This window comes from Streptomyces sp. CB02923 (assembly GCF_001905005.1).
Classification (GTDB): domain Bacteria; phylum Actinomycetota; class Actinomycetes; order Streptomycetales; family Streptomycetaceae; genus Streptomyces.
The window spans coordinates 1,047,074-1,072,262 of sequence record NZ_LWKZ01000024.1; the positions used below are offsets into that span (position 1 = coordinate 1,047,074).

A 25,189-nucleotide genomic window follows, 5' to 3' on the forward strand; every position below is an offset into this window, starting at 1 on the left:
GTTGCGGCCGGTGCGGGGCGGGGAGTTGCGGTGGGCCCGGGGCCGGGAGTTGCGGTGGGCGCGGGGCCGGGAGCTGAGGCTGCCGCCGGGCCCGGGGTACCGGGGGCGGGCGGGGCACCGGGGGTGGCGGTTCCGGGCGCACTGCGCCCCCGGCGGATGGGAATCGGATGCGTCATGCGGATCAAGCATCGCGGCCCCCGGCCCCCGTCACGAGTGGCAGGACTGACAGCACCCGCTACATTGCTGCCATGCCTTCTCTGGCCATCGCCGTCACCGACGGACTGCCCTTCTTCGAACTCGCCATCCCCTGCCACATCTTCGGCAGCGACCGGCCCGAAACCCCCGCCGACTGGTACGACCTGCGGCTCTGCGCCGTCGGCACGGACGGCGCGCCCGCCCTGGCCCGCTCCTGGTTCAGCACCCACGCCCCCTGCGGCCCCGACGAACTGATCACCGCCGACACGGTCCTCGTACCGGCCGCGGCGGACGTGCGCGGCGACCCGCCGCCGGAGCTCACCGAGGCCCTGCGCACCGCGCACGCCCGCGGCGCACGCCTCGTCTCCCTCTGCTCCGGCGCCTTCACCCTCGCCGCCACCGGCCTGCTGGACGGCCGCACGGCCACCACCCACTGGATGTACGCGGCGCTGCTCGCCGAGCGCTTCCCGGCCGTCACCGTCGACCCGTCGGTCCTGTACGTCGACCACGGTGACGTCCTGACCGGCGCCGGTTCGACCGCGGCCATCGACGTCTGCCTGCACCTGGTGCGCGAGGACTTCGGCACCCGGGCCGCCAACACCCTCGCCCGCCAGCTCGTCGCCCCGGCGCACCGCCCCGGCGGCCAGGCCCAGTTCATCGAGACGCCGCTGCCGTCCCGTACGGACGACTCGCTGGCGCCGCTCCTGCACTGGGCGGGCGAGCACCTCGACGAGCCGCTGACCGTGGCCGGTCTCGCCGACCGCGCCCACACCAGCCCGCGCACCCTCGTCCGCCGCTTCCACGCGGCGACGGGAACCACCCCGATGCAGTGGCTGCAATCCCAACGCATAGCGCGGGCCCGCGAGTTGCTGGAGACGTCCGACCTGTCGGTGGACCGCGTGGCGGAGCAGTGCGGCCTGGGCACCGCGGCCAACCTGCGCCGCCACTTCACCCGCGCGGTCGGCGTACCGCCCGTCGACTACCGGCGGTCGTACCGCGGAGGACGCACGCCCGCGGACGCGGTGGCCGTGGCCCGGCCATAACCGGCCCGGCCACGGCCCCGCTCACCACAGCTGCCGGATCTCCCCGCTACAGCCGCGGATCCACCGGCTCCGACTCCAGCGCCAGGACGGCGAAGACCGCCTCGTGCACCCGCCACAGGGGCTCGTCTCCGGCCAGGCGGTCCAGCGCCTCCAGGCCGAGTGCGTACTCGCGCAGCGCGAGGGAGCGCTTGTGGCCCAGGTGGCGCACGCGCAGCCGCTCCAGGTTCTCCGGGCGGGTGTACTCCGGACCGTAGATGATCCGCAGGTACTCCCGGCCGCGGCACTTGACGCCCGGCTGCACCAGCCGCCCGTCGCCCTTGCGCACCAGCGCGCCCAGCGGCTTGACGACCATGCCCTCGCCACCGGCGGCGGTCAGGTCGAGCCACCACCGCACGCCCGCCGCGACCGACTCCGCGTCCTCCGTGTCGACGACGAGGCGGCCGGTACGACGCAACAGTCCCGTTCCGTCGTGCTCGACGAGCCGGTCCAGCCAGGCCAGCTGCTCGTCGTGCGGTACGGCGGCCAGGCTGCGGCCCGGCGCGGCCAGGATCTGGAACGGTGCCAGCCGTACGCCGTCCAGGCCGTCGACCGGCCAGCAGTACCGCCGGTACGCCTCGGTGAACGCCGCCGCGTCCGCCGCCCGGTCACGCTGCCGCGCCAGCAGGTCCGGCACCTCCACGCCACGCGCCACGGCCGCCTCCAGCGCGCCCAGCACACCGGGGAAGGCCGCGCCGGACGCCGCGCCGACCGCCGCGTACTGCCCGCGCAGCAGGCCGGACGCCTTCAGCGACCACGGCAGCAGCTCGGCGTCCAGCAGCAGCCAGTGCCCGGCGCCCGCAGCGGCGGGATCGGCGAGCTCCTCCCAGAGACCCGCCCGCTCCGCGGCTTCCCGTACGGACTTCAGCACCTGCTCGGTGACGGCCGGATCGTCGAAGAACGGCCGTCCGGTCCGGGTGCAGACCGAGCCGCTCACGCCCTCCGCCGCACCGAACCGCTCCCGCGCCGCCGCCTCGTCGCGGCACACCAGGACCACGGCCCGCGAGCCCATGTGCTTCTCCTCGCACACGACCTCCCGTACGCCGTCCGCCCGGTACGACGCGAACGCCTCGGCCGGGTGCTCCAGGTAGCCGTCCTCCTTGGACGTCGCGCAGGGCGCCATCGTCGGCGGCAGGTACGGCAGCAGGCGCGGGTCGGCCGCGAACCGGCTCATCACCTCCAGGGCGGCCGCCGCGTTCTCCTCCTTGACGGCGACCCGGCCCATGTGGCGGGTCTCCACGACGCGTCGTCCGGCGACGTCGCCCAGGTCCAGCGGGCGCCCGTCGGCCCCGCCCGGCGCCTCGCTGCCCAGCGGCTTGGCCGGCTCGTACCAGACCTGCTCGGCCGGTACGTCGACCAGTTCCCGCTCCGGCCAGCGCAGCCCCGTCATCCGGCCGCCGAAGACACAGCCCGTGTCCAGGCAGATGGTGTTGTTCAGCCAGCTCGCGCGCGGCGCCGGGGTGTGCCCGTAGACCACGGCGGCGCGGCCCCGGTACTCCTCGGCCCACGGGTAGCGCACCGGCAGCCCGAACTCGTCCGTCTCGCCGGTCGTGTCGCCGTACAGCGCGAAGGACCGCACCCGGCCGGACGTGCGGCCGTGGTACTTCTCCGGCAGCCCGGCGTGGCAGACCACCAGCGCCCCGCCGTCCAGTACGTAGTGGCTGACCAGGCCCTCGATGAACGCGCCGACCTCGCCGCGGAACGCCTCGTCCTCCCGCTCCAGCTGCGCGACGGTCTCGGCGAGCCCGTGGCTGTGCTGCACCTTGCGGCCCTTGAGGTAGCGGCCGAGCTTGTTCTCGTGGTTGCCCGGTACGCACAGGGCGTGCCCGGCGGCGGTCATGCCCATCACCAGGCGCAGCACGCCGGGGCTGTCCGGCCCGCGGTCCACCAGGTCACCGACGAAGACCGCGGTGCGGCCCTGCGGGTGCCGGGCGTCCACGGGGCGGCCGAGCGCGTCGCGCCCGATCTCGTACCCCAGCCGTCCGAGCAGCGTCTCCAGCTCGGAACGGCAGCCGTGGATGTCGCCGATGATGTCGAACGGGCCGGTCAGGTGGCGCAGGTCGTTGAAGCGCCGCTCGGTGACGATCTCCGCCGCCCCGATCTGCTCCAGGCCCTTGAGCACATGGACCTTGCGGAAGCCCTCGCGCTCCAAGTGCCGCAGCGAGCGGCGCAGTTCGCGCTGATGGCGCTGGATGACGCGGCGCGGCAGCCCCGCCCGGTCGGCGCGGGCCGCGTTGCGCTCGGCGCACACCTCCTCGGGCACGTCGAGGACGACGGCCACCGGCAGCACGTCGTGCTCGCGGGCCAGCTTCACCAGCCGGCCGCGCACCTCCGGCTGCACGTTCGTGGCGTCGACGACGGTCCGCCGGCCGGCCGCGAGCCGCTTGCCCGCGATGTAGTGCAGGACGTCGAAGGCGTCGCCGCTCGCGCTCTGGTCGTTCTCGTCGTCGCTGACCAGCGCGCGGCAGAAGTCCGAGGACAGTACTTCGGTGGGCTTGAAGTGCCGTGCCGCGAAGGTGGACTTGCCGGAGCCGGTGGCGCCGACGAGCACCACCAGGCACAGGTCGGGGACGCCCAGCGGGCGGCGGTCCGTACGGTCGACGCCGTCGCTGCCGTTGCCTGCGCCCGCGTCGGAGCGGCGGTCGGGGGTGGAGCCGGTCATGCCTGGGCCTCCTTCGCGGGGGACGGGGTGGATGCGGGTTCCGACGGAGCGGGTGCGGGTGCGGAAGCGGTCGCGGCGCGTGCCGGTGCGGGTGCCTGGTCCGCCAGGCGGAAGTGCGCGAGCTGGGTCGGCGGCCCGACCTCGGGGTCGTCCGGACCCACCGGCCGGAACTCCACCTCGTACCCGTGCCGCCCGGCCACCTCCCGGGCCCACGCCCAAAACTCCTCGCGCGTCCACTCGAAGCGGTGGTCGCGGTGCCGTACGTGCCCGGCGGGCAGCGACTCCCAGCGCACGTTGTACTCGGCGTTCGGCGTGGTCACCACGACCGTACGCGGCCGGGCCGCGCCGAACACCGCGTACTCCAGCGCGGACAGCCGCGGCGGGTCGACGTGCTCGACGACCTCGCTCAGCACCGCGGCGTCGTACCCCTTCAGCCGGTCGTCGGTGTACGCCAGCGAGCCCTGCACCAGACGCAGCCGCTCGGACTGCCGCTCGGGCATCCGGTCCAGCCGCAGCCTGCGCCGCGTCTCCTGGAGAGCGCGCATCGACACGTCCATGCCGACGATGTCGGTGAACTGCCCCTCCTGGAGCAGCTCGCCCAGCAACTGGCCCTGCCCGCATCCGAGGTCCAGCACCCGCGCCGCCTTCACCTCCCGCAGCACGCCGAGGATCGCGGCCCGGCGCCGCACGGCGAGCGGCACCGGCTGCTCCTCGGTGTCGGCCGACTCCTCCACCGCGTTGTCGATCTCCTCGACGGCGGTGTCGTCCGCCTCGGCGAGCCGGGCCAGCTCCAGCCGCTCCAGCGCGTCGCGCGTCAGCGACCAGCGGCGGGCGAGGTAGCGCCCGGCGATCAGCTTCTGCTCGGGGTGGTCCTCCAGCCAGCCCTCGCCGGCCCGCAGCAGCTTGTCGACCTCGTCGGGTGAGACCCAGTAGTGCTTGGCGTCGTCCAGCACCGGCAGCAGTACGTACAGGTGCCGCAGCGCGTCGGCGACCGTACGCTCACCCTCCAGGCCGAGACGTACGTACCGCGAGTCGCCCCACTCCGGGAACGTCTCGTCCAGCGGCACCGGCTCGGCCCGCACCGTCCACCCCAGCGGCTCGAACAGCCGGCGCACCAGGGCGGCGCCGCCGCGCGCGGGCACCGCGGGCAGGGCCACATGCAGCGGCAGCGGCTGCGCGGGCAGCTCGGGGCGCGCCTTGCACTGCCCCTTCATCGCACTCGCGAAGACCGTGCTCAGGGCCACGGCCAGCAGCGAAGAGGCCGCGTAGGGACGGTCGTTGACGTACTGCGCGAGCGCGGAGTCCGGCGCGCCGCCCCGGCCCTTGCCCCGGGCGCGCCGCACCAGCGCGACCGGGTCCACCTCCAGGAGCAGCGCGGCCGTGCACCGGCTCTCGTCCGCTTCCGGGTAGAACACATGGGCCGTGCCGTGCGCCGTCGAGAACGCCTGCGCCTTGCCGGGATGCTTGTGCAGCAGAAACCCGAGGTCGGTCGCAGGGCGCCCGGCGCTGCCGGTGGTGGTTATCGTCAGGAACACGCGTACGAGTATCGCCCGGTACCGACCTGTTTGACGAACCGGTTTCGCGGCAGGGCAGAGGCGTGCCGCGGCGTGCGCTGCCGTGCCTGTTCCAGGCGCCCGCCACCCGCAGGGCAAGATGGGCGGCATGGAACTCCGGATCTTCACCGAGCCCCAGCAGGGGGCCACCTACGACACCCTTCTCCGCGTCGCACGAGCCGCCGAGGACTTGAACTACGGCGCCTTCTTCCGCTCCGACCACTACCTGCACATGGGCAGCACCGACGGGCTGCCCGGCCCGACGGACGCCTGGATCACCCTGGCCGGCCTGGCCCGGGAGACCACGAGCATCCGGCTCGGCACCCTGATGACCGCCGGCACCTTCCGTCTCCCCGGCGTGCTGGCCATCCAGGTCGCCCAGGTCGACCAGATGTCGGGCGGCCGGATCGACTTCGGGCTGGGCTCCGGCTGGTACGAGGACGAGCACAAGGCGTACGGCATTCCCTTCCCCAAGGAGAAGTTCGGCCGGCTGGAGGAGCAGCTGGCGATCATCACCGGACTGTGGAAGACGCCCGCCGGCGAACGCTTCGATTTCGACGGGAAGTTCTACCAGCTGGCCGACTCGCCCGCGCTGCCCAAGCCGGCCCAGCCGAAGGTGCCGGTCCTCATCGGCGGGCACGGCGCCAAGCGCACCCCCGCGCTCGCCGCCCAGTACGCGGACGAGTTCAATATTCCTTTTGCCTCGCTGGACGACACCGAGCAGCAGTTCAAGCGGGTACGTGCGGCAGCCGAGCACCGCGGCCGGGACGCCGACGACCTGGTGTACTCCAACGCCCTCGTCGCCTGTGTCGGCCGCAACGACGCGGAGGTCAAGCGCCGCGCGGACGTCATCGGCCGGGAGGTCGACGAGCTGAAGGCCAACGGCCTGGCCGGCTCCCCCGCCGAGGTCGTCGAGCGCCTCGGCCGCTTCGGGTCCGTCGGCTCCCAGCGCGTCTACCTCCAGATGCTCGACCTGGCCGACCTCGACCAGATGGAACTCATCGCTTCCGAGGTCATGCCGCAGGTGTCCTGACGCGGCGCGCTTGTGCTGAACTCGCTCCCGCTTCGGCACCGCGGTCCGGGCGGCCCTGTCACGGGGCCGCCCACCGCGGACGTTCACACGGCGAGGGCCTCCCCGCCCGGCCCCCACGGCTCCGGGCACCACTCCACGAGCAGCATCGTGGCATCGTCCCGCAACTCGTTGCCCTGGTCGTCGACGATGAAGTGGATCAGGCGGCGCAGGGTCTCGAAGGCCAGCTCGCCGCCCGCCGTGGCCCGGATGATCGTGTCCGTGAACCGCTCCAGCCCGAACAGCGCACCACTGGTGTCCCGCGCCTCGGTCACGCCGTCCGTATAGAGCAGCACCCGGTCACCCGGCTCCAGGTCCGCGACATGGACGGCACGCGGCTCCGGGCTCAGCGCCGCCGGCAGCCCCAGCGGCAGCTGGCCGGGCCGCTCCAGCGCCTGGTCGAGGACCGCGTGCCGGCGGATGAGCAGCGGCGGCGGGTGGCCGGCGTTGACCCACCGCAGCCGGCCGTCGGCGAGGTCCAGCTGCAGGAAGACGCCGGTGGCGAACCGGTCGGGCAGCCACTGGGACAGCGCCTGGTCGACGGTGTCCACCGTCTCCCGCAGATCCGCGCCCGCCCGGCGACCGCTGCGGCATCCGGCCAGGGCGACGGAGGTGGCCAGACCGGCGGCCAGGTCGTGGCCCATCGAGTCGATGATGGCGGCGTGCAGCGTGTCCTGCGTCATGGAGTGGTCGAACGCGTCGCCCCCCAGCTCGTACGCGGGCTCCAGCACCGCCGTGGACACCGCCTGCTCGTTGCCGATCGTGCGCGGCGGCAGGAACGCCCGCACCATTTCCGCGGGCAGCTGCATCGGCTGCGTGCGCGCCTGGCGTACGAACGTGTCACTGTAGGCCCGTTTGGAGGTGATGATGGGGGCCAGCAGGGCCGCCAGCGCACGGCAGCGGCGCATCCGCTCCCCGTCCAGCAGGTCGGTGCGCACCTCCAGTACGCCCAGCCGCTCCACCCCGTCGACCAGCGGCAGCCAGACCCGGATGCCGCTCTCCGGGTCCTCCACATCCTCCACCCGCATGGCCAGGGTGCGGTACGTCCATCCGGCGAGCGAGGAATCCACGGACAGCGACCGCTGTCCCACCCCCAACGGGCACAGCTGCCGCTGCTGGATGTCGACCAGGTAGATGCCGACGTGCCGCAGGCCGAGGGCCGCGGCGTGCCGGTTCACCAGGTCGGGCATGTCCGTGGGGGCCGCGCGCTGGGCGTGCTCCAGCAGCGCTTCGAGCATCCCGTAGCCTTCGGCACCCGGGTAGGCATCCGCAAAGGCTTCGCCGCCCAACGTGATCACCTCCTCCCGCAGTCTCGCACCGCGCCCGCACCCCCGCCGTCCGGGCGACCCGCAGGCGGTCGCCGTGCCCCCATCCGGGTCGCGGGGGCTCGGACGTAGCCGGCCGTATACGGTCCCTCAGCGCGTACGCCACTCATGTTCCGGCAGGAAACGCACGTCGTACCGCTCGGGAACCGTCGCGAACTTGCCCGCCTCCGGGACGACGGGCACACACGGCAGGCCGAGCTGCTCCGTAGGGACGCCGAGGTTCTCGAAGAACCGCTCGAACGTGCCGCCGGGCCCTGCGGCGACCCCGACGACCTGGCTGTGGTGCCGCTCCATGCGATAGGCGTGCGGGCAGTTCATGGGCACGAATCCGAAGTCGCCGGGCGCCAGCAGCTTCTCCTGCTGGTCGCCCTCGGTGTCCTCGACGAACAGCCGGACGGCGCCCTGGGTGACGTAGAAGATCTCGTAGGTGTCGGTGTGCAGGTGGGCCGGGATGAGGTCGCCTTTGGGGCCCTCGACGGTGAAGAAGTTGAACGCGTTCCCGGTCTGCTCGCCACCGGCGTAGACGGTGACCAGGTCTCCGAACAGGTGGGCACGGTCTCCCTGCCCCTTCTCGATGAAGTACGGCCGGCCCGGCTCCGCGGGGATACGCGAGGTCCGGCGGTGACGCGTGGCGTACTCGGCAGTCATGAAACCTCCCAGAACGAGCACCTGACGTCAGGCAGCCTGACGTTCGACATGTCAGGTACCCTGACACGCGCTTCGCCCCGCAAGCAACCCGCCCCTCCTGCCCCCTCTCCCCCTATCTCCCCACTTCCCCCACCTTCGCTTTGAGGTCCTTATGCCCCTGCCGCCACCCCCGTCCCGCCGCCCCCTCCCCCAACTGCTCGGTGACGCCCGGCGCTGGTTCGAGGAGGCTCTTCTGGCGGCCATGAACGCGGCCGGCGGGACCCCCGTGACCTCGACCCAGGTCCAGCTGTTCGCCGTCCTGGACGCGGAGGGCACCACGGTCGCCACGCTGGCCCGCCGCATGGGCGTGACCCGGCAGACCGCACACCAGGCCGTACACGGCCTGGTGACTGCCGGACTGCTGGAGCAGATCCCCGACCCCGCCTCGTCCCGGCAACGGCTGATCCGCCGCACCCCGGAAGGCGAACACGCTCACCATCAGGCCGAACGCCTCCTGCAAAACCTGGAGGACCACCTCGCCGAACGCATCGGCCCCGACTTGGCGGGCGCCCTCCGCGAGGCTCTGGAAGCCCCCTGGGGCCCACCCCCGAGCGCCTGACGCTTGCCGACCGGCCGCCTTTGCCCTTCAGCCGTTTCACCGCCCGGCTATCCGATCGTGGGACTACCCGCTCATATTCCCGCGCGCCCGCCATCCCCTTCCCTCAGGCAGGGGACGAACAAATCAGAAAACCCGACCCCCACCCCTCCCCGGCCCGGACGAAGAACTGGAACTCCTCCGCAAAATCGGCCATTCCCCCCTCTTCATCTCCCCGGCCTCCCCTCCATCTCACCCTTTCGGCTCAACAACCCCCGCCCCCGCACCCCTCTCCCGCGGCGGCACGTTGATCAGTAAGTCGGAGTTAGGACTTACTGAAAGAGGTATGACGTGCTCTGTCCCACCACTCGGGCCGCCGCGATCTCCACCACGGTGCTGACCCTGGCCAGCGCCCTCACCGTCACCGCGGCGTCCGCACTCGACCATCGCGACCGTCCCGCCGCCCCCGAGCGCCTCAACGCGACGGCCGATTACGGCTCGTTCGACGTACTGACACGCCGGACCAGTGGCCTGAGGGCGAAAATCACCGAAACCGACGGCACCCCGGTGGCGGGTCTGCCGGTCAAGTTCACCGTGGCCGACGAAAAGGCCCTGCTCTGCGAAGCCACCACGGACACCGACGGCTACGCCGAGTGCAAGGCCTCCCCGCTGCCTCCGCTCCCCGTATCCACCATCAAACTGCTCACCGGCGGCTACGACGCCACATTCGACGGCAACCCCCGGTACGCCCCCGTCTCCGCCCGCAATTCCATCGGCGTGGACATGCGCTGACCGCTCCCCCCGCCCCCGGAGAGGTAATGGGAGTCGGCGCTCCGACCCCCGGCATTCACGGCCTTCTCTCCAACATCACCATCACCTGGCGAAGTCGGTGGCGGGCTCGGTGGCGTAACGGCTCATCGTCCGGATGTGTGCCTCGGGCGACATCGCCTGACCACCGGCGGCGAGCATGTCCTGCAGGTCCCGGAAGTACTGCACATACAGGTCGGGCGTGAAAATGCTGAGCATGACGGCCGGCTGGTCGGTCACATTGGCGAACGTGTGCGGCGCGCCCGGCGGAACCACCACCAGCGTGCCCGCTGTCACGTCGTAGTCCTTCTCCCCGACGGTGAACCGCACCGCCCCGGAAATGATGTAGAAACCCTCGTCGTGCTGAGCGTGGCGGTGCTGCGGCGGTCCGGGCGTGTGCGGCGCGAGGACGGATTCGGTGAGCCCGAGGCGATGCCCGGTATTGCTGCCGTCCTCAAGAACACGCAGTCGCGTAGTGCCCAGAACGATCGTCTCTCCGTCGCCCGGACCCACCACCGATACGGCAGCAGACCCGACGAGCGGCTCACTGGTCTTCAGTTCGTCAGTCATGCTGCGATTCCACCGCCAGGCCCCCGGAGCCGTCCAAGACCCCTTCCGTGAACTCCATACCCACCGGGTATCGTTGCAGCATGGAGCTACGCACTCTGCGCTATTTCGTGGCAGTCGCCGAGGAGCTCCACTTCGGCCGGGCCGCCGCCCGGCTGCACATGAGTCAGCCGCCACTCAGCCGGGCGATCAAACAGCTGGAGAGCGAGTTCGGCGGCGCGCTGTTCGACCGGTCGTCCGCCGGAGTCACGCTCACCGCGGTGGGGTCGGTGCTGCTCGATGAGGCGCGCCCCCTGCTCGACCAGGCCGAAAGCGTACGCATACGGGTGGCCGCGGCGGCCGGCGCCACGACCGTCACCATCGGCGTCCTGGGAGACAGCGCCGACCCGGGGGCCGCCCGGCTCGCCACCGCCTACCGCCGGAAACACCCGCACGTCGACGTCCGCATCCGCGAGACCGGCCTGACCGACCCCACCTGCGGGCTGCGCGCCGAACGGGTCGATGTCGCCCTGACCCGCGCGCCGTTCGACGAGACCGGCCTGACCGTGCACGAACTGCGCGCCGACCCGGTGGGCGCGCTGCTCCGGGCCGACGACCCGCTGGCCCGACGCGGCAGCCTGAAACTGGCCGACCTGGCCGACCGCCGCTGGTTCGTCTTCCCGGAAGGCACCGACCCGCTCTGGCAGTCGTACTGGAACGGCGGCGAACCTCGCGAAGGCCCCGTGGTACGCGCCGTCGTGGAATGCCGCCAAGCCGTCCTCTGGAACGCCACCGTCGGCATGACCCTCTTGGACCACGCGCCTCCGGAGGGACTCACCGTGGTGCCAGTGACCGACATGCCGCCGAGCCGCGTGGTGGCGGCATGGAACCAAGGCAACACGAACCCCCTGATCCGCTCCCTCATCCACATCGCAACCACCGCCTACCGGCCCCGGCCCTGAGCACCCCGCTTGCCGCCTTGCTCGGAACGGAACTATTGCGTGCCGATCTTTGCATTGCCGCCCGCAGCGTCCCGGCTCGAAACTCAAGGTGCCTGCAAAACGTGGGCACTACAGCCACTGAGGTATGCGTCGGCAGCGCCGGGAGGAAGCCGTGCGAAACAGAAGTGTTCTGATCTCCGGAGCGGGTGTGGCGGGGCTGACGCTGGCTTACTGGTTGCAACGCGCGGGGTTCCACCCGACGGTCGTGGAACGGGCGCCCGGCCTGCGGAAAGGCGGGCAGGCCATCGACATCCGCGGGGCCGCGCTCCATGTCGCAGAACGGATGGGGCTGCTCGACGCCGCCCAGGCGGCTGCGACCGGCATGCGCGGCATGTCGTTCGTGGACGGCCGAGGCACGGAGTTGACCAGGTCCACCGAGGCCACCCTGACCGGCGGGTTGATCGACAACGACGACGTCGAGATCATGCGCGACGACCTGACCACCCTGCTGTACGACGCGAGCCACTCCGGTGTCGAGTACGTATTCGGCGACGCCATCGCCTCCCTCTCACAGGGCGACGACACCGTCGAGGTCGGTTTCCAGCGCGGCCGTCCGCGCCGTTTCGACCTGGTGATCGGCGCGGACGGCCTGCACTCCGGTGTGCGTCAGCTGGCCTTCGGCCCGGAGTCGGAGTTCGTCCACTTCCTCGGGAGCTACCTCGCGATCTTCAGCGTGGAGAACTTTCTCGGTCTCGACCGTTGGCAGATGTACCACCTCGCCGGTGACGCGCTGGTCGGTGTCTACAGCGCGCGGCAGAACACCGAGGCGCGGGCGATGCTGCGGTTCCGGTCCGCGAAACTCGACTTCGACCACCGGGATGTCGACCAGCAGAAGCACGTCCTCGCGGCGCGCTTCGCCGACATCGGCTGGGAGACGCCCCGGCTCCTGGCGAGCATGTGGGATGCGCCGGATTTCTACTTCGACTCGCTGAGCCAGATCCACCTCGACCGCTGGGCGAACGGGCGGGTCACGCTCGTCGGCGACGCCGGTTACTGCGCTTCACCACGATCCGGCCAGGGCACCAGCCTGGCCCTGGTCGGCGCCTACGTCCTCGTCAGCGAACTCGCCGACAACCCCGGCAACCACCGCGTGGCCTTCGCCCGCTACCAGCAGGCCATGCACAGCTACGTCAGCAAGAACCAGCAGATCGCACAACACAAGTCCGACGACAGCACAGTCACCCCCACCGACCTCGCCCACGCAGCCAACGCCATCACACTCGGGGGCATCCCCAACAACGACAGCCCCACCAACACGACCGAAACAGCTGACCGGTGAGCGGGCGCCCGGGTGCCCGGCCTAGGTCGTTTCTGATGGCTCTTGGACGGTGTCGCGGAGCCAGATGACGATCGCGGCGACGGTGAGGGTGCCGTTGAAGGTGTAGTCACGCTTGTCGAAGCGGCTGGCCACTGCGCGGAACTGCTTCCACTTGCTGACGCATCGCTCGACAGCGCTTCGTTGCCGATACTGGGCTGTGTCGAAGGCCGGCGGGCGGCCGCCGGCCCAGCCGCGGCGCCGGCGGTTGGCCTGCTGGTCGGCCGGTTCGGCGAGGGTCGCCTTGATGTTCCGGCGGCGCAGGCAGGCCTGGTTGGTGCGGCTGGAGTACGCCTTGTCGCCATGGATGCGGTCCGGTCGGCAGCGCGGGCGTCCCGGTCCCTCCCGTCCGATCCGCAGTCCGGCCAGCAGGGGCACGAGCATCGGGCTGTCACCCCGTTGACCTGGTGTGGTCTGCCCGGTCAGCGGGCGGGCCCGGTCATCAGCCAGCAGATGAATCCTGGTGGTCAGTCCGCCCCGGGAGCGTCCCAGCGCCTCCCGCCCATCGACCTCCGCACGCGTCCCACCCCCTTTTGCGGGACGTCGCGCGGCGGCCGGTGCCGGGCCCCGGCCGCGTGCTGGTGGGCCCGGCAGGAGGTGGAATCGATGTTGAGTGCCCACTCCCGCTCCAGGCGGCGGGCCAGGGCGCTGTCGGGATCGGCGGCATCGGCTCCGATCTGCAGCTCGGCCAGGATCCGCTGCCACGTACCATCCGCCGACCAGCGGCGATGCCGCTCATAGACGGTTTGCCAGGGCCCGTACCGCTCCGGCAGATCCGGCCACGGCACCCCGGTGCGGGCCCGGAGCAGCACCCCGTTGACCACCGTGCGGTGATCAGACCCGGTGAAGACGGACCAGCCCGCCCACCGGAAGAAGGCTTCACGGGCGGGCTGCCCGATCTCCGCGATGCCCGTCTCCACCATTCATTCCCACCATTCATCTCCGCGCGGCAATGATATGAATCGACGACCGGCTGGGATTCCCTGACTGCTCACCGCGCCGCTCGCACCTGTCCGTTGTTCTCCGCGTTCTCGCGGCCGGGGTGAATGACCGGAAGCTCTGCGGCTTCCCATGCCTCAAGGCCGCCTGCCACGTTGTAGACGGGGGACCGGCCTGCGCGGATCGCCTGCGTGCCGCCTTGCACGCTGCGTGTGCCCGTGCGGCATATGAAGGCCAGCGGGCCGTCGGGCAGATCCGACAGCGAAGCCGGCAACGTGCCGAGCGCGGCGTGGACGGCGCCGGCCGGGTGGCGCGCTGCCCATTCATCGTCTTCCCGGACATCGACCAGCGTGAGTTCGCCGTCCACGACGCGGCGATGCGCCTCGGCAGGAGACAGGTCGGCGGGCGGGTGACCGTCACCGGAGCTCGGGCTCTGCGGCGTGGCGGGCAGGACCGTCCGGACCGCCTCGTAGTTCGAGGCATGGGCGACGGCTATCTGTTGCCCCATCATCGGGCAGACGTCCATCGCCTCTTCCCAGTGAGCGGTGGACTCCCATTCCGCCACGTTGACCAGAGGGAATGTGCTCCCCGGAACGATCGTGCGGAACATGTACGTCCGAATGAACCCGGGTTGAGCGGCCATCACCTCCGCCGCATCCTGCCAGGCGTCGAGGTACGAGCTTTCCTTCTCCTCGTCGATCTCGATCGGAATGATGACGACATGGCGATTTTCCATCTGCTGTCTCCTCTGCTCCGTAAGGCGATTGCGCCTTCTGACGCGCTGCTCGGACCGGAGAGCTTCCCAGCGGGTGAGGGAACACGGCCGAGTTCGTCAGATACCGGCTTCGGGTGGTGAGCAACATCTTCTGGACGCAGATTGCGCGCCCACACTGCGGAGCGGCAAGCAGCATTGCTGACCCGGCAAACCAGTAGGCGTCATTCGATACGCCGGCAGCGGACCGGGTCCACCCACCGACTGGCCGCCGAGCCGGGCTCTGAGGTAGCGCCACTGCCGTTCGGGGATGGTCTGGTCGACGCCCCGCCGCCCGAGCCAAGCCCGGGTGACCCGGGAGCCGTAGCCCTTGCCTCCCGGGACGTGGGCGGGCCTCATCCGGGGCCGACCCGGTCCGGTGCGGGCCGGTGCGGGCCGGTGCAGGCCGGTGCGGGGCACCCGTATGACTTCCATCACCGCGGTGAACTGGGTGCAGTCGTTGCTGTTGCGGCCCGTGACGGTGAAGGCGAGCGAGCACCCCCAGCCCCAAGGGAGTTCGTGGGGAGTTCGCCGGGATTTCGCGGGGCCCGCCGGGAACTCGCGGGGAGCGCGCAAGGAACTCGCGGGGCGCTCGCGCCGGTGCGTGCGCCCGTCAGGCTGTGTCGCAGGGCCGTACGGCGAGATACTTCAGTATTCCGGTCACCCGGTCGCGGGACTCATCGGCTACGTCCATCGCCTCCACGCAGGTCCAGTACATCCCCTCCTCGTCCGCGGCGCAGACCACGCCCACCAGTGCCTCGCACACCTCGCCGAGCAGCCAGGAGAGCCCTCGCAGCGCCGCCTGAGTGTCCCGCACCTCGGACAGCTGGGCTGCGCGTGGCCCACCGATCCTCGGCGCCGGGATCACCAGTGCCGCACTCGTCCTCCCTCCCGCGTCGCCCAATCCCCGCGCCCGGGACCGCACTTCGTGCGGCCCGGATATCGCGAGATGGCTGCCCACCGCCTCGGCCAGAGCCTGTGCCTGCCACGCCTCGACGACGATCTCCTGGACCGTCCGCGCCTGCGCCAGACCGCGCCGACTGGCCGCGATGATGCGCACCGCGTCCATCCGCGCCCCCTCCCTCAGACCACTGTCAGCTTCGCTGCACCTACCTGCCACTACCCAGCGTGAACTTGAAAGGCCAAAAAGGCCAGAGGAATTCGCAAATCTGTGGACAACCGAGACGATGTGGAAAGATCCTTCACTCCATAGAGTGACGATTGGCTCGTCCGGCCCCCTTCACCGGAAATCGCGTCTCGTTGCGCTCGATCTTCGCGGCCAGAGCCTTCAGCACATCGACCCCCACGGCGTCGCAGAACTGCAGGAGGTAGGCCAGCACGTCGGCGACCTCGTCCTCGACCCGCCCGGCGGACGTCGGGTCGCTCATGACCTTCGCCGACTCCTCCGGCGTCAACCACTGAAAGATCTCGACCAGTTCGGAGGCCTCGACGCTGAGCGCCGCCGCCAGGTTCTTGGGGGTGTGGTACTGCTGCCAGTCGCGGGCCGCGGCGAACTCGGCGAGCCGCTTCTGCAATGCATGGAGATCTTCACTCATACCCCTAGGTGTAGCACCCGCACCTCGGGCAGCCCTTCGGCGGCCGACGCGTCCCGTACCGTTCCGAGCAGGCGGATGTGCCCGCGCCCCACCATCCGTACGGCGAGCTCCAGCAATGCCCGCGCCTGCCGGCCGTCCAGACTCCGGTCCATGCCGTCCGCCATCAGCCCCAGTACCTGGCGGGCGGAGAGCACCTCGCCCGCCGGATCCATCTCCAGCACCTCCGGGCCCGTCAGGAGCACCAGCGCGAGCGCGACGTAACGCAGCTCCCCGTCCCCGAGCTGCTCCAGCGGCGTCGACGGCAGCCCACCACGCTCGACCAGCGCCCGCATGCCGACCGTCCCTCCACGCTCCATCGGCTCGGCCCGCAGTCCCGCCACCGGTCCGACGCAACCGGCACGCACCGCCTCGACCAGCACCGCGTGCCGCCGCGCGCACTCCCGGCTGGTGCGCCCCAGTACGGCGGGGAGGTTGTCGCAGGCGCTGCGCAGCCGGCCGTCCCCGGCGGACCACCCCCAGCTTCCGCCGAACGTGCCCCCGTCGTCTCCCACCCCCTCGCCACCGGACGCGGCGGCAAATCCTCCCGGCGCGTCAGCCTCTGTACGCACACCAGAACGCGAAGCACCACCAGCACGCGAAGCACCACCAGCACGGGACGCGTCACCAGCACGGGACGCGCCACCGGACGCGGTGGAACTACCGCCCCCTCCGCGACCGCTGACCTCAGGAGCCCCGTCAGCCCTCTCCGCCCCATCAGCGCCATAAGCACCAGGTACACCAGACGCACCATGAGAGCCATGAGAGCCAGAGGCACTGCCGACGCCTTCATGCCTGTCATGACCGGCACGGCCACCGCCCGCACGAGCATCAGCCCCAGCACCGGAACCGGCCCCAGGCCCAGTCCCGGCCCCGCATGCGCCCCCGCCGCCTCCGGCCCCAGCCCCAAGCCCGCCCGGCCCTCTGCCTCCCCCCGCCCCCGCACCGCACCCGGCGCCCGGCCCCGCCCCGCGCATCACTTCCGGTCGCGGGTCGCACGCGAACACCGACCGCAGCGCCACCACCACCTGCTCCGCAGCCGCGAGCACGAGCCGCTGCCCTGCCGTCTTGCCCGCGACGCGCAACGGCAGCAGAGCCGTACCCAGCCGGTCGTCGGGCAGCGGCGCGCGCGTCACGGGCGTCGCCCCGGCCGTGTACCAAGCCGCCTGCACCGCGCGCCGTGCAGGATCCGTCAGGGCCGTGGACAGCAGCGTCTCGCCACCCCCCGTCAGCCGTTCGCCGACGATGCGCAATTCCGGTTCGGCCTGTACGGCGACGTCGAGCCGGACCGGACCGACCGGCCCGTCGACCGTGCAGCCGATACGGAACCCGCGTCTCCCCTGCCCGTCGGGGCGCGCCCAGGCCGGTACGCACCCGACCGCGCCCCCCGGCGCCGCCGCGACCGCCCGTCCGAGCCGGGCCCCGCTGCCGAGCCGCGCGAGGATCTCGTACGCCTGCAGCACGCTGGACTTCCCGCTGCCGCTCGCGCCGGTCAGGAGGGTCAACGGGCCGAGCGGGAAGGTCGCGCCGCGATGCGCTTTGAAGGCGGACAGACGTAATTCGGTGACCGCCGGGCGCACACTTTCTGTGTCCATACGAGGACGCTAGGCAACCGGCGAGAGCAAAACCGTTACGGCTGCAACGCCTTCCTACGATCGGGGTACGAGACCGGCCGGCGGCTCGGCGACCTCGGTGCCGACGGGCGCGAGCAGGAAGACGTTGGTGTCGACCCGGTGCATCCCGCTGGCGAGCCCGAAGACGACGCCGCTGGAGAAGTCCAGGATGCGTTTGGCCACGTCGGCGTCGGCGCTGCTGAGGTCGAGCAGGACCGGGATCTGCGCCATCAGGTACTCGGCGACCTCGCGCGCGTCGGCGAAGGTCTGCACCCGGATGACGACGAACCGCCGCATCTCCTCGCCCGGCTCCTCCTCGGGCAGGGCACGGTGATCGGGCCACGAGGGCCATTCACTGCCGCTGCGAAGGGGAACGACCTCGGCGAGCCCTTCCCACTGTTCGTCGGTGGCATCGGGCCCGTTCACCGAATCACCTCTTCCGGAAGGGCTGGACAACTTCGCTATCTGCATCGCGCAATTGTAGGGATAACCGCTTATACGTCTTCGGGTGCGACACACGGATGGCGTCACCTGGTTCCTCCATCCTGCACCATGGCCACTGACCAGCGTCGACACCCTGGGCATATATCCTGCGTCGAGATCCCCTGTTCCTGTTCGCTCCCTCTGTTACGTAGGTCGGTTCCGTCATGAGCGCTGATCCTCCCGGCCGCGGGCTGCGCGGCCTGCGCGGGCTCCGCAAGCAGGCGAAGAAGCGGCCGGCCACTCCGGCCGCGCCCGCCGGTACCACGGAAGATCCACCGGCGCCGGATCCCGGCACCGCGTCCGCCGGCAGTGTCATCAACGCCACTCTTTACCGCGACGGACATCGCCTCAGTACCCACGAAACACTCGCCGACACCTTCCGGCACCTGCGCACCACCTCCGGCTCCATGGCCTGGATCGGGCTGCACCGGCCGTCGTCCTCCGAATTGGTCACCCTCGCGTCGGAATTCGACCTTCACCCGCTGGCGGTGGAGGACGCGCTGGAGGCCCATCAGCGGCCGAAACTGGAACGTTACGGCGACATCCTCTTCGTCGTCCTGCGGGCCGCGCGCTACCTGGACGACCCCGAAGAGGTCGACTTCGGCGAACTGCACGTCTTCGTGGGCCCCGACTTCGTCATCACCGTCCGGCACGGCGGCGCCCCCGACCTGCCCGCCGTACGCCGCCGCATGGAAGCCACCCCGGAGCTTCTCAAGCGCGGCCCCGAAGCGGTCCTCTACGCGATCCTCGACGCCGTCGTGGACGATTACGCGCCGGTGGTCGCCGGTGTCCAGAACGACATCGACGAGATCGAGACCGAGGTCTTCGGCGGCGACCCGCGCGTCTCCCGCCGGATCTACGAACTCTCCCGCGAAGTGGTGGAATTCCAGCGCGCGACCCGCCCCCTGAACAGCATGCTGGAAAGCCTGACCGCCGGTTTCGAGAAATACGGCATCGACGAGGAACTCCGCCGCTACCTCCGTGACGTCGCCGACCACGCCACCCACACCACCGAACGCGTGGACGGCTTCCGTCAGGCCCTCCAGGACATCCTCACCGTCAACGCCACCCTCGTGAACCAACAGCAGAACGCCGAGATGCGCGCCCTCGCGGAAGCGGGCTTCGAGCAGAACGAGGAAATCAAGAAGATCAGCTCCTGGGCGGCCATCCTCTTCGCCCCGACCCTCGTCGGCACGATCTACGGCATGAACTTCGACACGATGCCGGAACTGCACTGGACATTCGGGTATCCCTTCGCCATCGCCCTGATGGCGGTCGTCTGCGTCAGCCTGTACTTCATCTTCAAGCGGCGCGACTGGCTCTGAGCAATCGGCGTCAGCGCATGCGCTCCGCATGCGGGACGCCGCGGGAAGCGCGTGCGGGTAGCCGGGTACGCCGACGTGGCGTACGCAATCCGTCTCTTCGACGAAACCTCTTCGCCGCACACCGCGCTGCGCCTGATGGTGCCCGCATCGGTCGCCCGGAAACGGCCGCGGACCTGCGGGCCGTTGCCACCTCAGCTGAACGCCCTGGCCGTACGGGCGGCCGCCGGTCACCACGCTGCCGCATACAGTGCTGTCAGTACGTAACCGCGCCCGACATCCCAGCGGCTCCCCCGACGCGGTTGAAGAGCGGCTGCCTGACAACGTCCGCGCTTTTCTCACGGGAATGACACCGACCGCATCCGACGGGTGATTCCACGCTGCCACTTCAGCCCTTGTGTCCCCTGACCGACTGGTTTTCCTGAGCAAGTCGGCGCAGCGCCAGAAGAGCGGGTTCCAGCATGATGGTCAGGAGCACCACCCGTTCGGCTTGTTTCGCGGGGTCTTTCCTTTCCCCTAGTTGACCGAGGTCCAACGTCGCGGTTTTCTGGGCGAGTTCCGCGTACGGGACAAGGGAGTGCCAGTCGAAGTCCGTACCGAGATGGCGCAGCGATGCCAAGGTGTCTGCCAGAGCACGCTTGGGCGGAGCGTCTTTCGCCACCTCCCAGTCGACGTGGTCGAGCAGTTGCTCCACGTCTGCCGACGCCTTCCCGCTGTGCTCGTGATCACCGGACGGGGCGGTACCGGCTCCCAGTACGACGCGCAGCGCCTCGCGCGGATCGCCTTCGTACCGGGAGGCGGCATCCAGTACTTCCTTGGCCGTGCGGACCGAGAGACCCCGTACGCCGATCAGCGCGCGGATGAGCCGGAGCCGGCGAATGTGCTGCTCGCCGTATTCAGCCCGGGTCAGAGCGGTGGCACGCCCCGGCGGCAGCAAACCCCGGCGCAGGTAGTGCTTGATACTGGCGATCGACACCCCGCTGCGGTCGCTCAATTCAGAGATCTGCAACGTTTCTTCCCCCACATCAGAGTGGTGCGTCCTGATCGGCGTGCGGACAGATTACCTGCCGGGCCGGGGAACGAGCCTTTTCGGCGGTAAATCACCGGCGTTCAGCAATCCTGGATAAACGCCGAGCCGCCTCCCACCCACTGTGAGCGCAGCTCGTGGCCAGGTGCGTCGCGCACGGCATTCGCTGCCGGTTGTCCGGCTCGAATCCCGTTGTGCCCGGCTTCGCCCGCCGAGGCCGAGGGCGGCGCCGGACGAGCGCCCCGTACCGCCGTCCCCACCCCGGTCCAAAGAGGCAGCGCAAGACCAGAGGTGTCGCGGCACCGCCACCGCCCGACAATGGTGATGTCGCTCGCGACTCCTGAGAAGCATCCGCGCCTCTTCGGCACCCTCGGCCGGTGCCGCTCCGCCAACCTGCCCGGCCTCGACCGCCGTCGGCGGACGCCGCGGTGGCGGAGACGGCCCCGCCGTCCCGGAGAGGCGGAGGCCCCCTCAAGGAAGGACAGCGCTCTGGTATGCGTCGTAACCGCAGAAGACCGGAAGCACGGTGACCCCTCTGGGCGCGACGCGCTGGGCGAGGTGACGGAGTCTCCGTTCCGACGAGGCGCGGACGGACGTGACCACGATGAGGCCGCGCCCCCGGGCGGCCATGTGCGAAGCGGCAACCCGGGCCGCGGTCAGCTGCGTCACCGCGTGATCGCCGCCGACCGCCACCACCGCCACGTCGACCCCGCCCGTCCACTGGGCCACGCCGGACGTGTAGTCCTCGACCTCGCGCCCGTCGGAGAGATCGACCTCGGCGGATTCGGCGGCTCCGCCGGCCTCGATGATGCTGCGGGCCGCGCTCTCGGCTCTCTCCGGGACGGAGTCGGCCAGAAATATCAGCGCACGACGCCGCGATAGCGCCTTCGTCAGCGCCATGCCGTGCGGGTCCGAAACCCCGTAGACCACGACCGTTTTATCCTCAAGGTGCACTCGAAAACACTTCCCATCCACTTCATGCGACTCTGCGCGCCCACTCCTCCTCGACTCGCAGAGCGGCTGCTGCCCTGCCACGCGGCCACGGGATGGAATTCGTGCATCTTGCGGCTCTTTGACTCCGTTCACTCATTTACCCCGGAATCCCCGCGCCGAAAAACGACAACGCAGCCGGACGTGACCGCCCCGCGATCATCTCATAGAGACGCGGCAGCCATCGCTCTTTTCGTCAAAAAAACCGGACAGTTCACACAACACGCGCCATCGCGGTTCGTTCGCAGGTCAGAGGCCATACGGTCCCGCAATCCGGAAGATGCCTGACGCACTTAGATATGACACCGTCACGTCGCACAAGCACGTCGATACAGGTATGACGGGCTAGCGACGTAGTGCATGAGAGATGACTTGGTTAGCACACACTGAGAATCGAGGAACCGTTGAGAGACGAGACCGAGCAGGCAATCGTGCGCGCCGTCGACGTCATGCAGAGCAGGCTGGGCGAACCCCTCTCCCTGGACACGCTGGCCGAAGCCGCCATGTTCAGTAAATTCCATTTCTCTCGCCTCTTCCTGCGGGCCACCGGTGTCCCGCCGGGTCGGTTCCTCTCGGCACTTCGCATGGAAAAGGCGAAGGAACTCCTTTTATCAACCGACTGGAATGTCGTGGATATCGGCACCGCCGTCGGATACAACAGCGTAGGGACATTCAGCACACGTTTCAGCCGCAGTGTGGGCCTGTCGCCGACAAACTACCGTCGCTTCCGCGGCTTCGCACCCTGTCACCGTGGCCCGGAACCGCCGGTCCGCTCCGCGCGGCAGCGCCGCATCCGCAGCACCGTCTCGCTGCCACCGGGCGAGAAGCGGCGTGCCGTGTTCGTCGGGCTTTTCCCCGGCCCGATCCCCGAGGGGCGGCCGCTGGCCGGCACCCTCGTGGCTGCCCCTGGCCCGTACGAACTGACCGTTCCGGCAACCCCCGAGAGTCACCTGACGGCGTTCTCGCTGCCGGCCGGGACGGCGGCCGGGCTCCACGCGCTCTCACCGGAGGATGCCCGGCTCATGGGAGGCCGGCGTCTCGGAGCGCTCGAACCAGGCCCCACGCTGTGCCTGCCGGACCTGCCGCTCTCCTTCCGCAGCCGGCTCGACGTGCCGGTCCTCATGGCGACGCCGCGGCCCTTCACGCCGATGTGCCCTGAGACGAACGCCGGGCTCCCGGAGGCCGTACCGGTGTGAGGGGTCGCGCTTTCCAAAGGCGTGCCCCTGTCCGGCGCCTTCCGGGCTTCCCCGCCCGCGGCGTCACGGAGCGCCTCGGCCCGTAGGTGCCCAACTCCCGCCCGCAGGCTGCTCGTCCGCGCTCCGACCAGGCCTTCTCGCGGGCCGAACCGGGTCGAGAACAGCGGTTCGGCTACGACCCGGTAGGAGGAGGTTCGCCATGAAGTATTTGTTGATCACGCATATGGAGCCGGGGGCCCGGGACGGCCTGGCGGAACACGAGCGCGACGAGATCTCACGGGGACACCGCGCTCTTCAGGAGAGAGTGCGGGAGGCCGGCGAGATGATCGCGACCAATTTCCTCGCCGATGCCTCACAGGGTTCGGTGGTGCGGGTGAAGGACGGACGGGCGACGGCTGCCCCGGGACCGCTCCCGGACGTCGCAGTGCACGCGGCCGGGTACTACCTGGTCGACTGTGAGTCACGGGAGCGGGCCGAGGAATGGGCCGCGATGATCCCCGACGCCCGCTTCGACGGCTTCGCCGTCGAGGTACGGCCCGTCATGGTGAGCGCGGGCACCGAGATGTGACGCGGGCACCGCGCAGGTCAGCGGTCGCGTTCGTCAAGCGCGGCCTCGCGCGATTCCAGGTAGCGCCTTTCCGGGAGGCTGGCCGTGCGCCGGGCGGCCTCCCGGTAGCAGGCGCCGGCGGCGTCGAGGTCGCCGGCCATCTCCAGCAGGTGGCCGCGAACCGCGTGGAGACGGTGGTGCTCGGCGATACGCGGGTCGTCGTCCAGGGAGCGCAGCAGGCGCAGGCCCACCAGAGGGCCGTCGGCCATGGCCGCGGCGACCGCGTGGTTGAGCCTCACCATCGGGTTCGGGGCGACCTGCTCCAGCAACTGGTAGAGGATGACGATCTGCCGCCAGTCCGTCTCGTCCGCGCCGGGCGCCTCGGCGTGCACGGCCGCGATGGCGGCCTGAAGGCGGTACGAACCGATGGGCTGCTCCTTGGCCAGCGCCTCCGTGATGTGTGCTGTCCCCTCCTTGACGGCGCCCTGGACCCACCGTGTGCGGTCCTGTTCGGCGAGGGGGACGAGGTTGCCGTCGGCGTCCGTGCGCGCGGGACGGCGCGCGTCGGTCAGCAGCATCAGCGCGAGCAGACCGGTGACCTCTGGGTCGTCGGGCAGCGCCTCGCGCAGCGCCCGGGTGAGCCGGATGGCCTCGGTCGTCAGCTCGACGTCGTGCAGATCGGTGCCCGAGGTCCTGGTGTACCCCTCATTGAAGATCAGGTAGAGGACGTGGAGGACGACGGCGAGCCGGCTCGCCTGTTCCTCGGGCGGCGGGAGCTCGAACAGGGCCCCGGCCTCCTTGATGCGACGCTTGGCGCGGCTGATGCGCTGCGCCATGGTGGCCTCGGGGACGAAAAAGGCCTGGGCGACCTGTGCCGTCGTCAGTCCGCCGCAGGCCCGCAGGGTGAGGGCGAGTTGGGACGACGGCGACAGGCTCGGGTGGCAGCAGAGGAAGAGCAGGGTGAGGGAGTCGTCGTGGTCCGCCGGCGGCTGGTCCTCAGGCCCGTGGGCGGCCCACGCGTCGGCCGGCGCGAGGGCGGCGACGGCCTCCTCCCGCGTACGCCGAGCAGCCTCGCTGCGTGCCCGGTCGGCCATGCGCCGGGAGGCGACGGTCAGGAGCCAGCCGAGCGGATTGGCCGGGACGCCGTCCCTGCGCCACTGGACGGTGGCGTCGACCAACGCGTCCTGGGCGGCGTCCTCGCACTCCTCGAAGTAGCCGTGGCGACGTACCAGGACTCCGACGACACGGGGAATCAAGTCGCGCAGAACGGTATCGACATCACCGACGGCACCCATTCCCCGAACGTCCTCTCCGCGCACACGGTTGTCGATGTGGAGCCAGCAACGCTAACACGCGGCGGGAGAGCGCCGAGGCCGGGAAAACCGCGGGCGCGGCGGCCGTTCGCCGGTGGTCAGGTCGAAGGCCGCCGCGCCTGGTTCACTCGGGCAGGCCGTCGGAGAAGGCGACCGGGCGCACCTCGATGCCGAGCCCCTCGACCTTGCTGTCCGGGATCATGGCGGCGATCTCGTGCGCCCGCTCCCGGTCCCGGCACTCGATCACGTAGAAGCCGCCCAGGAATTCCTTCGATTCGGCATACGGGCCGTCGGTCACGGCCGGCACCCCGTCGCGTACCCCCACCACCGAGCTCTGCGCCGGCTCGGCGAGCGCCTGGGTGCAGACGAACTCGCCGGATTCCTTGATCTTCTTCATGAAGTCACCGTGCCCGGACATCACCTCGTTGCGGGTCTCCTCCGGCAGTGCCTCCCAGATGGCAGGGTTCACATGCATGATCAGCAGGAACTTCACGGTAAACCTCCTTGTGACACGGCGCCTCGAACGCGCCCTTCACCCCTCTGTCGGAGCCCGGCTCGGCTTCTCGACATCGACGACACCGTACTGCGCCCGATCAGTGACGAAGGGCCGGAAACCGGCGTACGGAACTCCCGCCCCGCTGC

The 25,189-nt window shown here is 70.5% G+C and carries 22 protein-coding genes and 3 pseudogenes; 9 read left to right on the forward strand and 16 right to left on the reverse strand.

Features of this window, described 5'->3' with window-relative positions; genetic code table 11:
• Positions 1 to 248: 248 nt before the first annotated feature.
• Entirely contained in the window at positions 249 to 1,238 is a 990-nt protein-coding gene (locus A6A06_RS27740) for a helix-turn-helix domain-containing protein (RefSeq protein WP_073764357.1), read from the forward strand.
• A 46-nt stretch (positions 1,239 to 1,284) separates the two neighbouring features.
• Here the strand turns inward: A6A06_RS27740 and A6A06_RS27745 are convergent, their stop codons facing one another.
• Positions 1,285 to 3,936, reverse strand: a complete 2,652-nt coding sequence (locus tag A6A06_RS27745; protein ID WP_242440968.1) for a polynucleotide kinase-phosphatase — start codon at positions 3,934 to 3,936, stop codon at positions 1,285 to 1,287.
• The gene (locus A6A06_RS27750; protein WP_073764359.1) at positions 3,933 to 5,471 is read right to left on the reverse strand and encodes a 3' terminal RNA ribose 2'-O-methyltransferase Hen1; all 1,539 of its coding nucleotides are present in this window, start codon (positions 5,469 to 5,471) and stop codon (positions 3,933 to 3,935) included. Before A6A06_RS27750 ends, A6A06_RS27745 begins: the two co-directional genes overlap by 4 nt.
• Before the next feature lie 127 nt (positions 5,472 to 5,598).
• Here A6A06_RS27750 and A6A06_RS27755 point away from each other — a divergent pair, with 127 nt between their 5' ends.
• Positions 5,599 to 6,522: an LLM class F420-dependent oxidoreductase gene (locus A6A06_RS27755; protein WP_073764361.1), complete on the forward strand. Its 924-nt coding sequence runs from the start codon at positions 5,599 to 5,601 to the stop codon at positions 6,520 to 6,522.
• Positions 6,523 to 6,605: 83 nt separating this feature from the next.
• On the opposite strand, the gene A6A06_RS27760 is transcribed toward A6A06_RS27755, so the two are convergent.
• Complete coding sequence (locus A6A06_RS27760; protein WP_242440969.1) at positions 6,606 to 7,847, reverse strand: PP2C family protein-serine/threonine phosphatase; 1,242 nt, start codon at positions 7,845 to 7,847, stop codon at positions 6,606 to 6,608.
• A 126-nt stretch (positions 7,848 to 7,973) separates the two neighbouring features.
• Complete coding sequence (locus A6A06_RS27765; RefSeq protein WP_073764363.1) at positions 7,974 to 8,531, reverse strand: quercetin 2,3-dioxygenase; 558 nt, start codon at positions 8,529 to 8,531, stop codon at positions 7,974 to 7,976.
• Between the two features lie 151 nt (positions 8,532 to 8,682).
• Between A6A06_RS27765 and A6A06_RS27770 the strand changes: the two genes are divergently transcribed.
• Both A6A06_RS27770 and A6A06_RS27775 read left to right on the forward strand, forming a co-directional pair.
• Positions 8,683 to 9,129 (forward strand): MarR family winged helix-turn-helix transcriptional regulator, encoded by a 447-nt coding sequence (locus A6A06_RS27770; protein WP_073764365.1) that lies wholly within the window; start codon positions 8,683 to 8,685, stop codon positions 9,127 to 9,129.
• A gap of 327 nt (positions 9,130 to 9,456) precedes the next feature.
• Entirely contained in the window at positions 9,457 to 9,897 is a 441-nt protein-coding gene (locus A6A06_RS27775; protein WP_199931192.1) for a hypothetical protein, read from the forward strand.
• Between the two features lie 81 nt (positions 9,898 to 9,978).
• Here A6A06_RS27775 and A6A06_RS27780 read toward each other — a convergent pair whose 3' ends face one another.
• Positions 9,979 to 10,482, reverse strand: a complete 504-nt coding sequence (locus A6A06_RS27780; protein ID WP_073764367.1) for a cupin domain-containing protein — start codon at positions 10,480 to 10,482, stop codon at positions 9,979 to 9,981.
• An 80-nt stretch (positions 10,483 to 10,562) separates the two neighbouring features.
• On the opposite strand from A6A06_RS27780, the gene A6A06_RS27785 reads away from it, so the two are divergent.
• Positions 10,563 to 11,420: a LysR substrate-binding domain-containing protein gene (locus tag A6A06_RS27785; protein ID WP_199931193.1), complete on the forward strand. Its 858-nt coding sequence runs from the start codon at positions 10,563 to 10,565 to the stop codon at positions 11,418 to 11,420.
• A 151-nt stretch (positions 11,421 to 11,571) separates the two neighbouring features.
• Positions 11,572 to 12,738, forward strand: coding sequence for an FAD-dependent monooxygenase (locus tag A6A06_RS27790; RefSeq protein WP_242440970.1), 1,167 nt, complete (start codon positions 11,572 to 11,574; stop codon positions 12,736 to 12,738).
• Between the two features lie 21 nt (positions 12,739 to 12,759).
• On the opposite strand, the pseudogene A6A06_RS41160 reads toward A6A06_RS27790, so the two are convergent.
• From A6A06_RS41160 to A6A06_RS27825, 7 genes and pseudogenes are all read right to left on the reverse strand, one after another.
• A pseudogene (locus tag A6A06_RS41160) lies at positions 12,760 to 13,613 on the reverse strand (IS5 family transposase); the annotation flags it as partial.
• Positions 13,614 to 13,765: 152 nt separating this feature from the next.
• Positions 13,766 to 14,449: a rhodanese-like domain-containing protein gene (locus tag A6A06_RS27805; protein WP_073764372.1), complete on the reverse strand. Its 684-nt coding sequence runs from the start codon at positions 14,447 to 14,449 to the stop codon at positions 13,766 to 13,768.
• Positions 14,450 to 15,077: 628 nt separating this feature from the next.
• Positions 15,078 to 15,533, reverse strand: a complete 456-nt coding sequence (locus A6A06_RS27810) for a DUF6099 family protein (RefSeq protein ID WP_073764374.1) — start codon at positions 15,531 to 15,533, stop codon at positions 15,078 to 15,080.
• Positions 15,534 to 15,666: 133 nt separating this feature from the next.
• A complete protein-coding gene (locus A6A06_RS27815; RefSeq protein WP_073764376.1) occupies positions 15,667 to 16,020 on the reverse strand; it encodes a nucleotide pyrophosphohydrolase in 354 nt (117 codons plus the stop codon).
• Positions 16,017 to 16,523, reverse strand: a pseudogene (locus A6A06_RS43810) (biotin transporter BioY); the annotation flags it as partial. The pseudogene A6A06_RS43810 and the gene A6A06_RS27815, both read right to left, overlap by 4 nt.
• A gap of 498 nt (positions 16,524 to 17,021) precedes the next feature.
• Positions 17,022 to 17,651 (reverse strand): annotated as a pseudogene (locus A6A06_RS43815) (biotin transporter BioY); the annotation flags it as partial.
• Positions 17,652 to 17,705: 54 nt separating this feature from the next.
• On the reverse strand, positions 17,706 to 18,095 hold the full coding sequence (locus A6A06_RS27825) for a cell division protein SepF (RefSeq protein ID WP_073764380.1): 390 nt from the start codon (positions 18,093 to 18,095) through the stop codon (positions 17,706 to 17,708).
• A 221-nt stretch (positions 18,096 to 18,316) separates the two neighbouring features.
• Here A6A06_RS27825 and A6A06_RS27830 point away from each other — a divergent pair, with 221 nt between their 5' ends.
• Complete coding sequence (locus tag A6A06_RS27830) at positions 18,317 to 19,477, forward strand: magnesium and cobalt transport protein CorA (RefSeq protein WP_073764383.1); 1,161 nt, start codon at positions 18,317 to 18,319, stop codon at positions 19,475 to 19,477.
• Between the two features lie 385 nt (positions 19,478 to 19,862).
• Here A6A06_RS27830 and A6A06_RS27835 read toward each other — a convergent pair whose 3' ends face one another.
• Together A6A06_RS27835 and A6A06_RS27840 are read right to left on the reverse strand one after the other, a co-directional pair.
• On the reverse strand, positions 19,863 to 20,483 hold the full coding sequence (locus A6A06_RS27835; protein WP_073764749.1) for a MerR family transcriptional regulator: 621 nt from the start codon (positions 20,481 to 20,483) through the stop codon (positions 19,863 to 19,865).
• 489 nt (positions 20,484 to 20,972) lie between these two features.
• Positions 20,973 to 21,587 (reverse strand): SDR family NAD(P)-dependent oxidoreductase, encoded by a 615-nt coding sequence (locus tag A6A06_RS27840; protein WP_338015955.1) that lies wholly within the window; start codon positions 21,585 to 21,587, stop codon positions 20,973 to 20,975.
• 335 nt (positions 21,588 to 21,922) lie between these two features.
• On the opposite strand from A6A06_RS27840, the gene A6A06_RS27845 reads away from it, so the two are divergent.
• Positions 21,923 to 22,687, forward strand: a complete 765-nt coding sequence (locus A6A06_RS27845) for a helix-turn-helix domain-containing protein (RefSeq protein WP_199931195.1) — start codon at positions 21,923 to 21,925, stop codon at positions 22,685 to 22,687.
• A 199-nt stretch (positions 22,688 to 22,886) separates the two neighbouring features.
• Entirely contained in the window at positions 22,887 to 23,255 is a 369-nt protein-coding gene (locus A6A06_RS27850) for a YciI family protein (protein ID WP_073764386.1), read from the forward strand.
• Positions 23,256 to 23,272: 17 nt separating this feature from the next.
• On the opposite strand, the gene A6A06_RS27855 is transcribed toward A6A06_RS27850, so the two are convergent.
• Both A6A06_RS27855 and A6A06_RS27860 read right to left on the reverse strand, forming a co-directional pair.
• Complete coding sequence (locus A6A06_RS27855) at positions 23,273 to 24,529, reverse strand: RNA polymerase sigma factor (RefSeq protein WP_073764387.1); 1,257 nt, start codon at positions 24,527 to 24,529, stop codon at positions 23,273 to 23,275.
• 142 nt (positions 24,530 to 24,671) lie between these two features.
• The gene (locus tag A6A06_RS27860) at positions 24,672 to 25,040 is read right to left on the reverse strand and encodes a YciI family protein (RefSeq protein ID WP_073764388.1); all 369 of its coding nucleotides are present in this window, start codon (positions 25,038 to 25,040) and stop codon (positions 24,672 to 24,674) included.
• Positions 25,041 to 25,189 lie beyond the last annotated feature (149 nt).

Excerpts from the sequence above, each read along its gene's own strand:
- A6A06_RS27765 (WP_073764363.1), bottom strand. The coding sequence starts at position 8,531 with ATGACTGCCGAGTACGCCACGCGTCACCGCCGGACCTCGCGTATCCCC.
- A6A06_RS27815 (WP_073764376.1), bottom strand. The coding sequence starts at position 16,020 with ATGAGTGAAGATCTCCATGCATTGCAGAAGCGGCTCGCCGAGTTCGCC.
- A6A06_RS27850 (WP_073764386.1), top strand. The coding sequence starts at position 22,887 with ATGAAGTATTTGTTGATCACGCATATGGAGCCGGGGGCCCGGGACGGC.
- A6A06_RS27780 (WP_073764367.1), bottom strand. The coding sequence starts at position 10,482 with ATGACTGACGAACTGAAGACCAGTGAGCCGCTCGTCGGGTCTGCTGCC.
- A6A06_RS27770 (WP_073764365.1), top strand. The coding sequence starts at position 8,683 with ATGCCCCTGCCGCCACCCCCGTCCCGCCGCCCCCTCCCCCAACTGCTC.
- A6A06_RS27785 (WP_199931193.1), top strand. The coding sequence starts at position 10,563 with ATGGAGCTACGCACTCTGCGCTATTTCGTGGCAGTCGCCGAGGAGCTC.
- A6A06_RS27755 (WP_073764361.1), top strand. The coding sequence starts at position 5,599 with ATGGAACTCCGGATCTTCACCGAGCCCCAGCAGGGGGCCACCTACGAC.
- A6A06_RS27810 (WP_073764374.1), bottom strand. The coding sequence starts at position 15,533 with ATGGACGCGGTGCGCATCATCGCGGCCAGTCGGCGCGGTCTGGCGCAG.
- A6A06_RS27805 (WP_073764372.1), bottom strand. The coding sequence starts at position 14,449 with ATGGAAAATCGCCATGTCGTCATCATTCCGATCGAGATCGACGAGGAG.
- A6A06_RS27745 (WP_242440968.1), bottom strand. The coding sequence starts at position 3,936 with ATGACCGGCTCCACCCCCGACCGCCGCTCCGACGCGGGCGCAGGCAAC.
- A6A06_RS27830 (WP_073764383.1), top strand. The coding sequence starts at position 18,317 with ATGAGCGCTGATCCTCCCGGCCGCGGGCTGCGCGGCCTGCGCGGGCTC.
- A6A06_RS27855 (WP_073764387.1), bottom strand. The coding sequence starts at position 24,529 with ATGGGTGCCGTCGGTGATGTCGATACCGTTCTGCGCGACTTGATTCCC.
- A6A06_RS27740 (WP_073764357.1), top strand. The coding sequence starts at position 249 with ATGCCTTCTCTGGCCATCGCCGTCACCGACGGACTGCCCTTCTTCGAA.